Origin of the sequence: Sphingopyxis sp. (assembly GCF_035565275.1) — a bacterium.
GTDB lineage: Bacteria > Pseudomonadota > Alphaproteobacteria > Sphingomonadales > Sphingomonadaceae > Sphingopyxis.
Genome location: NZ_DATMST010000192.1, coordinates 1 through 12,143 on the forward strand (window position 1 = coordinate 1; position 12,143 = coordinate 12,143).

Here is a 12,143-nt window from a genome sequence, read left to right on the forward strand (position 1 = left end):
CTACAGCAATCGTATCCGTTGGCAGATTCCGCGCTGATCGCGCGACCGGATCTGTGTTTCGAACTTATCGAATATTTTGAGAGGGATTTTCCAGTATGTTTAATCTGATCGCAAATGCCGCCGCTGCGGCAGCACCGGCCCACGATGCAGGGCTCAGCCTGATGCCCGCCGCGATGTGCGTGAAGGAAGAAGGCGCGAGCCCCTACGGTCTCGTTCCCGCATTGTGCGAAGGCGGCATCGTCTCGCAGGTTACCTTCCTCGTCCTGCTGATCATGTTCGTCGGCACGCTCTACATCCTGTTCACCAAGCTGTTCGAACAAAACAAGGTGATGAACCAGGGCAAGGCCGTCGACGCCAATTTCTGGCGCGCTCCGACGCTCGCTGACGGCGCTTCGAAGCTCGAAAAGAACAGTGCGTACCGTCAGGTCGTCGAAGACGGTCTGCGTGCCAACGAAGAGCACAACAAGCTGACCGACCCCGTCGAAGCCCATGACTGGATGCACGGAACGCTCGAGCGTTCGCAGAACCACATCAACTCGAAGCTGAACTCGGGCCTCGCGTTCCTCGCGACGGTCGGTTCGACCGCGCCGTTCGTCGGTCTGTTCGGTACCGTTATCGGTATTCTTCGCGCCCTCGTGAAGATCGGTGCGTCGGGCCAGGCTTCGATCGACACCGTCGCCGGTCCGGTCGGTGAAGCTCTGATCATGACCGCCATCGGTCTGATCGTGGCCGTTCCCGCGGTGCTCGCGTTCAACTGGCTCCAGAGCCGCAACAAGTCGATCGCCCGCCGTCTGTCGACCTTCTCGAACGACGTTCTCGGTTCGATCATGTCGAACGGCCAGGTGAAGCCGGCTTCGATCGCTCCGGCGAAGGCTGCTGCTCCGGCCGCGGCACCGAAGAAGGCCTGATTAGGTCTGCTGGATCCCCGCCTTTGTCGCCACGTGGCGACAAAGGCGGGGTCCGTTGGACAGGGAAGGCGGGCTCCAGGCGCGCCGTCCCGATGTCCGTGACAGAAATTTTGTGACAGGATGCTAATCCTATGGCGATGAGTGTAGGCGACAAGGGCGGCGAAGAAGCCCCAATGTCCGAAATCAACACGACTCCGCTCGTGGACATCATGCTTGTGTTGCTCATCATCTTCCTCATCACGGTTCCCGTGGTGTTGGAGACGGTGAACCTGAAACTGCCCGACGTGGCGTTTGAGGTAACGACGACGAAGCCTGAGAATGTGCTGCTCTCGATCCGTTCGGCTGATACCGACGGCGATGGCGAGCCCAACCCCGAGAGCACGGCGTGCGAAGTTTACTGGGGCCAGACCCCGGTCGATTCGAAGCAGTTGCTGGAACGTGGACAGAAGAAACTCGAGCAGCTGCTCGAAGACATCGGCGGACCGCAGAACATCACCGAGGAAAATTTCCCCGAAGTTCACATCCGTGGCGACGTCAACACCCCGTACCAGTGCATCGGTGGCGTGATCTACACGATGCAATATGCCGGCTTCCAGAAGATCGGGTTCATTTCGGAACCGGCTCCTGGTTCGGGCACCGTGGGCCGCCTGTAAGGGCGCGCTCCGTTTAGGAACGAAGGAATAATCGCATGTCCATGGCAGTTGGAGATCGGGACGAAAATGAACCGATGATGGACATGAACACGACGCCGTTGATCGACGTCATGCTCGTGCTCCTCATCATGTTCATCATCACCATCCCGGTCCAGACCCACGCGGTGAAGATCGACCTGCCGGTCCCGACCGACAGCCAGAGCAATGTCGACCCCGAAAAGAACAAGGTGATGATCGATCCCGCGGGAACGATCACCTGGAATGGTTCGCCGGTCGATCTCGCTCAGCTGGCGCAGTATCTGGAACAGACCAAGGCTCTGCCGGTCGAACCCGAACTGCAGGTTCAGCCCGACCCCTATGCACGCTATATCGTCGTCGACAATGTCATGGCGGTGATCAAGCGCAGCGGCGTCGGCAAGCTGGGCTTCGTCGGCAATGAACAATATGCCCGCGTCTTCTGATCCCTGATCGAAGACACGAGCGACAGGACGGGGCCGCGAAGCAATTCGCGGCCCTTTTCATTTTGATTCACTTCGAATCGCGTTTCCGGTCGAGCTGAGCCAGCCTCGTCCCCGCCTTGCCGGGGGGACGCATCTGTTACCCACCCAAAAGCGGGCATAATTCTTGGTCAGGAGATCAGGCTGCCCTCTTAGCCTTCGGTGCCGGGGTCTTGGGCTTGTAGCGGCAAAGGTCGTTGACCGGGCAGCGCCAGCATTCGGGCGTGCGCGCCTTGCAGATGTAGCGGCCATGCAGGATCAACCAGTGGTGCGCGCCGACGCGGAAAGGCCCCGGCGTGTCCTTTTCCAGTTTCTTCTCGACTGCCAGCGGCGTTTTGCCCGGCGCGAGGCCGGTGCGATTGCCGACGCGGAAGATATGCGTATCGACCGCAAAGGTTTCGGCCCCGAATGCGCAATTCATCACGACATTGGCGGTTTTGCGCCCGACCCCGGGGAGCTCGACGAGCGTGTCGCGGTCGGCGGGGACCTCGCCGGCGAAATCGCGCACGAGGATCTCGCTGAGCGCGATGACATTCTTCGCCTTGGCATTGAACAGCCCGATCGTCTTGATGTGCTGCTTCAGGCCGTCCTCGCCCAGATCGACCATCGCCTGCGGGGTCTTCACCTCCTGAAACAGCTTGCGTGTTGCCTTGTTCACCCCGACGTCGGTCGCCTGCGCCGACAGGACGACCGCGACGAGCAGCTGATAGGTGTTGCCGAACTCGAGTTCGGTCTCCGGGCTGGGATTCAGCTCCGCGAGCCGGCGGTAGAATTCGAAGATGTCGGCCTTCTTCATCGCTGTTCGGACAGTCCCAGCACCTGCGGCATCGTGTAGCGTCCCGGCTTCTGGCCGATCAGCCACCGCGCGGCCCGGACCGCGCCGCGTGCGAAGATCATGCGGTTTTCGGCGCGATGCGAAAGCGTGATCATCTCTTCAGGCCCTGCAAAGATAACGTCATGATCGCCCGCGATGGTGCCGCCGCGCAGGCTCGCAAAGCCGATCTTGCCGTGCCCGCGCGCGCCGGTGACGCCGTCGCGGCCGCGTTCGGAGCAGGTGGCGAGGTCGATGCCGCGCCCTTCGGCCGCCGCTTGCCCCAGCAGCAGCGCGGTGCCGCTCGGCGCGTCGACCTTCATCCGGTGGTGCATTTCGACGACTTCGATATCCCAGTCGGCATCGAGCCGCGCGGCCGCCTCGCGCACCAGATGCGCGAGCAGGGTGACGCCGAGCGAGGTATTGCCCGTCTGGAGCACCGCGATATCGCGGGCCGCATCGTCGATCAGATAATGATGGCGTTCCTCCAGCCCCGTCGTACCGATGACGATCGGCGTCCCGGCCGCGGTACAGGCGTCGAGCGTTGCTTCGAGCGCGGCGGGCGAGGAAAAGTCGACGATTACATCGGCGTCGGCCGCCAGCTTCGCGACATTGCCCCCCTTGTCGACCCCGCAGCTCCGCTGTCCCGCCTCGGAGATCGCGGCGGCGAGCGCGACCCCCATCCGCCCTTCGCTGCCGATAATGCCGATGCTGGTCATGATCCGATTCCCCGTTCGCCCCCGGCGTGTCGAAGGGCTATCCTTGCTAAACCGCCGCTTTGAAGGAAGAACGATCCTTCGACAAGCTCAGGACGAATGGAGTTACCGTGTTCCCGATCCAGAATATCGTGATCCTGACCGGCGCGGGCGTTTCGGCCGAGAGCGGTATCGACACGTTCCGCGACGCCGGGGGATTGTGGGAACAGCACCGCGTCGAGGATGTCGCGACCCCCGAAGCTTTCGCGCGCGACCCCGATCTGGTGCTGCGCTTTTACGACATGCGGCGCGAGGCGATCCAGACGAAGGCGCCGAACGCTGCGCACCGCGCGCTCGCGCGGCTCGATGCCGAATGGCCGGGCGAACTTCTGATCGTCACCCAGAATGTCGACGACCTCCACGAACGCGCGGGCGCAAAGCGGCTGATCCATATGCACGGCGAACATCTCAATGCGTGGTGCACCGCATGCGACAACCGGGTTCCGTGGACCGGACCGTTGCTCGACCGGCCCGCCTGCAGCGCGTGCGGCACGGTGGGCACCCTGCGCCCCGATATCGTCTGGTTCGGCGAGATGCCGTACCGGATGGACGAGATATACCGCGCGCTGAACCGCGCCGACCTGTTCGTGTCGATCGGCACCTCCGGCGCGGTCTACCCGGCTGCGGGTTTCGTGCGCGAGGCGCGCGCGTCGGGTGCGCGGACGCTGGAACTCAATATGGAGCCAAGCCAGGGCAGCTACTGGTTCGACGAGGCACGGCAAGGGCCGGCAACGGCGCTGGTGCCGCAATGGGTCGGAGAGATGCTGGGCGGGTGAGGCGGGTGCGCAGGCTGCGGGCAGGCGGGTTTCGACCGGTGGCTGCCAATTCATTCAACGTCACCCCGGACTTGATCCGGGGTCTATGACTTCAGCGCCGCGGTGGATCCCGGATCAAGTCCGGGATGACGAATGGCGGCTTCCCACCCCAAAGCCGACCAATTACCGGCGCGAAGCGAAGAAGTCCCTCAGCAGCGTCGCCGCTTCGTCCTCGCCGATCCCGTCATAAATCTCCGGCCGATGATGGATCGTCGGCTGCACGAAGGTCCGCGGGCCATGTACGACCGCGCCGCCCTTCGGGTCGTCGGCGCCGTAATATAGCCGGGCGATGCGGGCATGCGCTATCGCGCCCGCACACATCGCGCAGGGTTCGAGAGTCACATAAAGATCGCAGCCGTCGAGCCGCTCATTGCCCAGTTTCGCTGCCGCGGCGCGAATCGCGACGATTTCGGCGTGCGCGGTCGGGTCGTGCGATTCGCGGGGACGATTATGCCCTTCGGCGATGATCCGGCCGTCCTTGACGATCACCGCGCCAACGGGCACCTCACCCCATTCCGCGGCGATACGGGCCAGATCGAGGGCGCGGCGCATCGGTTCGGGAAGGGGGAACGGGGGCATAAAACTGCCCTATTCGCTTGACGAATCTCCGGCAAGCCGATAAGCGCGCGCCTTTCCCGGCTCACTCCGGTTCTGTGCTTCCCGTTTTGCGGGAAGTGTCCGGACGCCGATACGAAATTTTTTGAACCAGTTTTTTGGACAAGGACGAAGACCATGTCGCGCATCTGCGAACTGACCGGCAAGGGCCGCCAGGTTGGCCACAATGTCAGCCACGCCAACAACAAGACCAAGCGCACCTTCCTGCCCAACCTGCAGAATGTGACGTTGCTGTCGGATGCGCTCGGCAAGGGCGTGAAGCTGCGCGTGTCGACCCACGGTCTGCGTTCGGTCGAGCATAATGGCGGTCTCGACAACTGGCTGCTGAAGGCCGGCGACGACCAGCTGTCGACGAATGCCCGCAAGGTGAAGAAGGAAGTTGCGAAGAAGCTGGCCGAAAAGGCCGCCTGAACGCTTCCGGATCGCTGACGCATCGAGGCCGCCGGTTTACCGCGCGGCCTTTTTGCTGTCCGGCGCCTTTTTGGCCGGCGTCTTTCGGGGTGGCAGGTCGACGAGCTCGAATTGCAGCAGCAGGCTGCGCTGCCACGTGTTGAAATTATCGTCGGCGACGAGCCACAGCCAGGTCCGGCCCTGCTCGACCGAAACCGCCGCGCCTTCGTAATTTTCGGCGAGCGGTCGGGGCACGCGCCCTATCGTGCGCGCGTGGACGACGGCGTCCCTGCCGATGTCGGCGGGATCGAGAATAGCAACGATCGTCGTGAAGACCGGATCGAAGCCCAGCCGCCGGTGCAGCAGCAGGACGCGTCCGTCGGGGAGCGCCGCTGCATCGCTGACAAGTCCGCGGCCCGCTGAATCATAGAAAAAGCGAATCGGCGCGGGCCCGGGCGCCGCGGGGTCACCGCTGTAGATCAGTGCCTCGCGCCCGCGCGGATCGTCATCGGCGTCCTCGGAGAAAACGACCGTGCGCCCGTCGACGAGCCGTGCCATTGCTTCGGGGCCGCGGTTCACCGGCCAGCGCGGTTTCGGCAGCGCGCGGCGCGATTCGATTTTCGAAAGACCGGCATCGAGCCGCCAGATCTGGTTGATATTTTCGAGCGCAATCCAGGTCTTGCCGCTTTCGGGATCGGTGAACATCGCTTCGGCGTCGGCCATCGCCTTGCGCGCCGGGCGCCCGTCGGGGGTGGGGAGCGGGCGAATCCGGACGCCCGACACCACGCCTCGCGAATCGAGCGACAGGCGCGTCGAATAGCCATTGTCGCCGACGAGCAGGAACTGCCCCGGGCCCGTACGGGCGAGCGCCGAAAAACCGCCGAACCGGCTGTGCGGGCTGACGAGGCGCCAGCCGCGGACGAAGCGCATGGTGCCGGTCGTGGCCGGCGCCATGACCAGCGCGCGCGCCTCGGCCCGATCAGTGAAGTCCTCCGCCGGATACCGCACCACGGCGCCGGGCATCGGCCCGACGGCGACGAAGATCAGGGCGGCAGGAAGCAGGCGGCGCATCGGCGCGGGGTTAGGACGCGCGCGGGCGAAAGGAAAGCGTCCTGCCGCAGAAAGCTGAACGCGAGCCAACAATGATGTTCAGGCTTGGCTCAATGCGAATCGGGCAAAACATCTTCATCGACCACAGCCCCGAAGGGCCAAACGACGAAAAAGGAGAATGACGATGAAAAAGATGGTGACTCTCTCGATCGCCGCCCTGATGTCCACCGCGACGCTGGGCTTGGCAACTCCCGCAGCGGCGCAGAACGGCTGGTACGACCGCGACGGCTATTCGAGCTATGACGCGCGTTATGGCCGCGACGACCGCCGTTACGACCGCCGCGACTATCGCCGGGACAACCGCCGCGATTATCGCTCGAACCGCAACTATTACCGCGGTGACCGCCGCAATTATCGCCAGTGTGACAACGGCACCGGCGGCACCGTGATCGGTGCGATTGCGGGCGGCCTCGCCGGTCATGAAATCGCCGGTCGCGGCGACCGCACGGTCGGCACGATCATCGGCGGCGCTGTCGGCGCCATCGCGGGTCGCGCGATCGACAAGGGGAATGACGGCTGTCGTTAAGAGATAGTCCCGACCCCCAATATTTCCTTCCTTCCCTGACCCCGACCGGCTCTCCCGGGCGGGGTTTTTCTTTGCCCGGTGCGGCCGCGGGAGGAGACGCTTGCCATCAGCGCGACCGGAGCCTAGGTTCGAAACCAAGTGCACGCCCGTATTTCTGCGGGCGCGTGAGCAGAACAGGTTATAATAGCCATGCGGCAAATGGCAGCGCCATCAGGGCGACCGCCGCGGCCCGGCCCGGCGGTAAAAGGACGAAACAAGGCAGGCGGCGACGCACGCCCGATGCCGTTCACGCGGCCGCGCAGCTATGCCGCGATCGACCTTGGCACCAACAATTGCCGGCTTTTGATCGCGCGCCCCCAAAATGGCGAACTCGTCGTCATCGACGCTTTTTCGCGCATCGTCCGCTTGGGCGAAGGGCTGCACGGCAGCGGGCGGATCAGCGACGCCGCGATGGACCGCACCGTCGCCGCGCTGTCCATCTGCGCCGACAAGCTGCGCCGCCGCCACGTCTCGCTGTCGCGCGCCGTAGCGACCGAAGCCTGCCGGCGCGCGGCGAACGGCGAAGAACTTGCCGAGCGCGTAAGGCGCGAGACGGGCATCGTTCTCGATATCATTTCGGCGGCGGAAGAGGCGCGACTCGCCGTCTTGGGCTGCCACAACCTGATGGAGCCCGGCGATGGCCCGGCGCTGATCTTCGACATCGGCGGGGGGTCGACCGAACTGATGCACGTCGATGTGGCCGACCATGACGTCAAGATCCACGACTGGATCAGCGTGCCGTGGGGGGTCGTGTCGCTGACCGAACATGCCCCGCTTCCCGACGACAGCCTCGCGGGACGCCAGGCCGCCTATGCGCATATGCGCGAAGTGACGCGCGGCGCCTTTTCGGATTTTGCCGCGCGCGCCGAACGCTTCGCGGGGCAGCCGCTGCGCCTGCTCGGCACCAGCGGCACGGTGACGACGCTTGCCAGCGTCTTCCTCGACCTGCCGCGATACGATCGCCGCGCGGTCGACGGACTCGTCGTCCCTTCGGACGCGATGCGCGACATCAGCCGCCGCCTCGCCGACGCGAGCATCGCCGACCGCGCCGAAATCGCCTGCATCGGCCGCGAGCGCGCCGACCTGGTGGTGGCGGGCTGCGCGATTCTCGAAAGCATCATCGACCTGTGGCCGGCCGCGCGGGTGGGTGTCGCCGACCGCGGCATTCGCGAGGGCATCCTGCGCACGCTGGCGATGCAGGGCCGCGACATTCCCGTCACCCGCCGCGAGTTTCGCAAATGAGCGGCGGAAAGGGCGGTAGCGCCAAAGGATCGGGGGGGCGCGGCGGCCTGCACGTGCGGGTCAAGACCGCGAAGAAGCGCAGCGTGTCGTCGACGCGCTGGCTGCAACGCCAGCTCAACGACCCCTATGTCCGCCGCGCGCAGGCCGAAGGGTATCGCTCGCGCGCCGCGTACAAGCTGATCGAACTCGACGAGAAATTCGGGCTCCTCAAGAAATCGCGCGCGGTGGTCGATCTGGGCATCACCCCCGGCGGCTGGTCGCAGGTCGTCCGCAAGGCGAACCCGCGCGCGCGCGTCGCGGGGATCGACCTGCTCGCGTGCGAACCGATCGAGGGCGTCGAAATCCTCGAGATGGATTTCATGGACGATGCCGCGCCCGATGCCCTGATCGAGGCCTTGGGCAGCGCGCCCGACCTCGTCATTTCGGACATGGCAGCAAACACCGTAGGCCATCCCCAGACCGACCACCTACGCACCATCGGCCTGGCCGAGACTGCAGCTGATTTCGCGGTGCAAAATTTGCTGCCCGGCGGTGCTTTCGTCGCCAAGGTCTTCGCGGGCGGCGCCGATCGCGAATTGTTGACCTTGCTCAAGCGCCATTTCACGACGGTCAAGCATGCAAAACCGCCCGCGAGCCGCAAGGGATCGCCCGAGCTCTATGTCATCGCCCAAGGTTTCAAGGGACGCCGCGAGATCGAAACAACGGGCGTGGAATAGCGCGAGGTAATCAGAGCTGGTCGAGCCCGAAATGCTCGGTCCCGAACGGCCGGGCGTGGCGCAGCGCGAACCGCGGGGTCTGTTCTGACGCACCTCGCGCCAATTTCGTCTCATCGCAGCGATTGACCGGCGCGCCGAAACCGATGTAACGGCCGCGCAGCGACAGGTTCCCCGGCGACGGGGACTAAGAGGGAACGGGAAAACCCCGGCTGCCCCTGCAACTGTACGCGGCGAGCCATCGGCCACATGCCATTGGAACTTCGGTTCCGAGAAGGCGGCCGACCGGCGCTGACCCGCAAGCCAGGAGACCTGCCCGTCGCGTCGTCTTTCGCGCGGACAGGGTGTGCCGGGCGGACGGGGGTGAACCCGCATGACGACAAAGCTGGCCGCGTTCGCGCGGGGACGCTGTCGTATGCCGCAAAGGCGCCGACGTCGAACCCGCACGCACGCGGCGTCGTCGATGAGGTTACCCATGTTGAATCCTGTTTTCCGATTGTCCGTTTCGTTTGCCGTGCTTGCGGCTGCGTCCCCCGCCTTCGCCGACGAGGCATCGACCGCGCATGCCGTCGCCGCCGACGGCGACAGCATTATCGTCACTGCCACCCGCGCGCCGCTGACGCTCGACGAAATCCCGTCTTCGATCGCCGTGCTCGACAAGGCGGCGATCGACCGCGCGCAGGATATCGGCGTCACCGAATTGCTCCTGCGCACCCCGGGCATAAGCATCGCGCGCAACGGCGGCTATGGCACGTCGACCTCGCTGCGCATCCGTGGCGCCGAATCCGAGCATACGGTGACGGTGATCGACGGGGTCAAGCTCAACGATCCGTCGTCGACCGGCGGCGGCTTCAACTTCGCCAACCTGCTCGCCGGCGATATTTCGCGGATCGAGGTGCTGCGCGGGCCGCAGTCGATCCTGTGGGGCAGCCAGGCGATCGGCGGGGTGGTGAACATCGTGACCGCGTCGCCCGAAAAAGCGCTAGAAGGGAGCATCGACCTCGAGGCGGGGTCGCGGAAAACCGTCAGCGCGCGCGCCGCGGTCGGCGGCCGCACCGGCCCGCTGGCATGGCGCATCGGGGGCCAGCGCTTCACCACCGAGGGCATTTCGTCGCATGCCAGGGCGTTTGGCGGGGTCGAACGCGACGGCTATCGCAACTATAATCTTTCGGGCCGCGCCGAACTTGCACTCGCCGACAATGTCAGCGTCGATGTGCGCGGCTATTATTCCAGCGGACGCGTCGAATTCGACGGCTTCAACACCGACAGCAACGATTATGGGCTGAACAAGGAATTCGTCGGCTATGCCGGACTGAATTTCGCTCTCGCCGGCGGCCGCTTCCGCAACCGCATCGCCTATGCCTATACCGACACCAACCGGGACAATTTCAACCCCGACCGCGCGCGGTCGCAGAGCTTCGAGGCCGACGGCAAGAACAAGCGTTGGGAATATCAGGGCAGCTTCGACATCAGCGAACGGATTACTGCGATCTTCGGGGTCGAGAACGAGCGCTCCGATTTCCGCAGCCGCTCGCCCTCGGCGTCGCTTGCAACGCCGCTGCCCGATTTCGTGCGCGGCAAGGCCGAGATCACGAGTGCCTATGGCCAGCTCAGCATCGAACCGTTGGAGGGGCTAACGCTGAACGGCGGCGTCCGTTACGACGACCATAATCGCTATGGCGGCAAGACGCTGTTCGCGGCGGGCGGCGTATGGCGCCTTCCCACCGGCACGGTGCTCCGCGCAAGCTATGGCGAGGGGTTCAAGGCGCCCTCGCTCTACCAGCTGTTCAGCGAGTACGGGAATGTCGCGCTCGACCCCGAACAGGCGCACGGCTGGGAAGCGGGCGTCGAGCAGCATCTGTTCGCCTCCAGGCTGGTCATCGGCGCGACCTGGTTCGACCGCACCACGACGAACCAGATCGACTATAATCCTTGCTCGCCGCCCTCTGACGACCCTGACGCCCCCCCTGCCGACCCGATGTGTTTCGTGCCGGGCAGCAGCCCGGCCGTCCCGCGCTTCGGCTATTACCTCAATCTCGCGCGCAGCGAGGCGCATGGCCTCGAAGCCGCCGCCGCGCTGACCCTCGGCGGATTGAAGCTCGACGGGAATTATAGCTGGATCGTTGCCGAAGACCGCTCGCCCGACAGCGACAATTTCGGTAACTGGCTGCCGCGCCGTCCGCGCCACACGGCCAACGCGTCGGCAAGCTATGCGTTCGATTTCGGGCTCGAACTCGGTGCTGCGGTGCGCTGGTCGGGCAAGAGCTATGACAATGCGAGCAATGCGACACGGCTCGACGATTACACGCTCGTCGACCTGCGCGCCGAGCTCAAACTGTCCGACGAGGTGAAGCTGTTTGCGCGCGCCGAAAATATCTTCGACGAGCAGTATATGACGGCGTTCCGCTATGGCTCGCTCGGCCGCAGCATCTATGCCGGCATCCGGGGCCGGTTCTGATGATCGCGCTTCGGCCGGGCGGCGCGTCGGCGCTCTGGATTTCGCTGCTGACGGCGGCGAGCACGGCAACGACGCTCGCGCTCGGCTGCGCGACGCCTTTTCCGGCGCTCGCGGCGCTCGCTGCGGTGCATATGCGACGCCGCGACGGGATCGCGCTCATGCTTCTGGCGTGGGCGGCGAGCCAGTTCGTCGGCTTCTTCCTGCTCGATTATCCGCGCGACGGAAGCACGCTCGGCTGGGGCGTCGGTCTCGGCACCGCGGCAGTGGGTTCGGCGCTGGCGAGCCATGCTGCGCTGCGAGCGCTGGACTACCGGTCGATTGCGGCACGGCTCGGCCTTGCCTATGCCGCGGGCTTCACCGCGTTCAAGGGCATCATCCTCGCGTGGGCGACCGTTCTCGGGGGGCTGCACTCGGTCATGGCGCCCGACCTGCTTGCAGAGCAGTTCGTGCGCAACGGCGCGATCCTGATCGGCCTCTATGCGCTCTATCGCGCGCTCCTCGCCGTCGGCGTTCCCGCGCCGCCGCGAGCGGTCACGGCCTGATGCTGACGCGCGTCGACCCGGGTCCCGCGGTGGTGGTGTGCAATAGCTGCCGCCACAGCCGCGGGGCGC

At 65.1% G+C, this 12,143-nt stretch carries 14 protein-coding genes and 1 riboswitch; of the genes, 10 read left to right on the top strand and 4 right to left on the bottom strand.

What is annotated here, in order from left to right:
* Positions 1-95: 95 nt before the first annotated feature.
* The 3 genes from VN047_RS13675 to VN047_RS13685 all read left to right on the top strand — a co-directional run bounded on the left by VN047_RS13675 (position 96) and on the right by VN047_RS13685 (position 2,022).
* Positions 96-908 (top strand): MotA/TolQ/ExbB proton channel family protein, encoded by an 813-nt coding sequence (locus VN047_RS13675; protein ID WP_325543560.1) that lies wholly within the window; start codon positions 96-98, stop codon positions 906-908.
* 131 nt (positions 909-1,039) lie between these two features.
* Positions 1,040-1,561, top strand: coding sequence for an ExbD/TolR family protein (locus tag VN047_RS13680; protein WP_093509811.1), 522 nt, complete (start codon positions 1,040-1,042; stop codon positions 1,559-1,561).
* Between the two features lie 35 nt (positions 1,562-1,596).
* On the top strand, positions 1,597-2,022 hold the full coding sequence (locus VN047_RS13685) for an ExbD/TolR family protein (protein WP_062175955.1): 426 nt from the start codon (positions 1,597-1,599) through the stop codon (positions 2,020-2,022).
* A 175-nt stretch (positions 2,023-2,197) separates the two neighbouring features.
* Here the strand turns inward: VN047_RS13685 and nth are convergent, their stop codons facing one another.
* Together nth and dapB are read right to left on the bottom strand one after the other, a co-directional pair.
* A complete protein-coding gene (nth, locus tag VN047_RS13690; protein ID WP_325543565.1) occupies positions 2,198-2,854 on the bottom strand; it encodes an endonuclease III in 657 nt (218 codons plus the stop codon).
* On the bottom strand, positions 2,851-3,588 hold the full coding sequence (dapB, locus tag VN047_RS13695; RefSeq protein WP_325543567.1) for a 4-hydroxy-tetrahydrodipicolinate reductase: 738 nt from the start codon (positions 3,586-3,588) through the stop codon (positions 2,851-2,853). The genes nth and dapB overlap by 4 nt, the downstream gene beginning before the upstream one ends.
* Positions 3,589-3,695: 107 nt before the next feature.
* Between dapB and VN047_RS13700 the strand changes: the two genes are divergently transcribed.
* Positions 3,696-4,400, top strand: coding sequence for an NAD-dependent deacylase (locus tag VN047_RS13700; RefSeq protein WP_325543569.1), 705 nt, complete (start codon positions 3,696-3,698; stop codon positions 4,398-4,400).
* Between the two features lie 162 nt (positions 4,401-4,562).
* On the opposite strand, the gene tadA is transcribed toward VN047_RS13700, so the two are convergent.
* Entirely contained in the window at positions 4,563-5,018 is a 456-nt protein-coding gene (gene tadA / locus VN047_RS13705; protein ID WP_325543571.1) for a tRNA adenosine(34) deaminase TadA, read from the bottom strand.
* A 153-nt stretch (positions 5,019-5,171) separates the two neighbouring features.
* On the opposite strand from tadA, the gene rpmB reads away from it, so the two are divergent.
* Positions 5,172-5,465, top strand: coding sequence for a 50S ribosomal protein L28 (rpmB, locus tag VN047_RS13710; protein ID WP_325543573.1), 294 nt, complete (start codon positions 5,172-5,174; stop codon positions 5,463-5,465).
* 36 nt (positions 5,466-5,501) lie between these two features.
* Here rpmB and VN047_RS13715 read toward each other — a convergent pair whose 3' ends face one another.
* Complete coding sequence (locus VN047_RS13715) at positions 5,502-6,515, bottom strand: esterase-like activity of phytase family protein (RefSeq protein ID WP_325543575.1); 1,014 nt, start codon at positions 6,513-6,515, stop codon at positions 5,502-5,504.
* A 157-nt stretch (positions 6,516-6,672) separates the two neighbouring features.
* Here VN047_RS13715 and VN047_RS13720 point away from each other — a divergent pair, with 157 nt between their 5' ends.
* From VN047_RS13720 to VN047_RS13740, 5 genes are all read left to right on the top strand, one after another.
* Positions 6,673-7,080 carry a glycine zipper 2TM domain-containing protein gene (locus VN047_RS13720; RefSeq protein WP_325543577.1) on the top strand — a complete coding sequence of 136 codons (408 nt, stop codon included), beginning with the start codon at positions 6,673-6,675 and terminating at the stop codon, positions 7,078-7,080.
* Between the two features lie 189 nt (positions 7,081-7,269).
* A complete protein-coding gene (locus tag VN047_RS13725) occupies positions 7,270-8,361 on the top strand; it encodes a Ppx/GppA family phosphatase (RefSeq protein WP_414712707.1) in 1,092 nt (363 codons plus the stop codon).
* Positions 8,358-9,077 (top strand): RlmE family RNA methyltransferase, encoded by a 720-nt coding sequence (locus VN047_RS13730; RefSeq protein ID WP_325543581.1) that lies wholly within the window; start codon positions 8,358-8,360, stop codon positions 9,075-9,077. The genes VN047_RS13725 and VN047_RS13730 overlap by 4 nt, the downstream gene beginning before the upstream one ends.
* 147 nt (positions 9,078-9,224) lie before the next feature.
* Positions 9,225-9,408: riboswitch (cobalamin riboswitch) on the top strand.
* Positions 9,409-9,549: 141 nt separating this feature from the next.
* Positions 9,550-11,532 (top strand): TonB-dependent receptor plug domain-containing protein, encoded by a 1,983-nt coding sequence (locus tag VN047_RS13735; RefSeq protein ID WP_325543583.1) that lies wholly within the window; start codon positions 9,550-9,552, stop codon positions 11,530-11,532.
* Positions 11,532-12,074, top strand: a complete 543-nt coding sequence (locus VN047_RS13740; protein ID WP_325543585.1) for a hypothetical protein — start codon at positions 11,532-11,534, stop codon at positions 12,072-12,074. The genes VN047_RS13735 and VN047_RS13740 overlap by 1 nt, the downstream gene beginning before the upstream one ends.
* Positions 12,075-12,143: the final 69 nt, after the last annotated feature.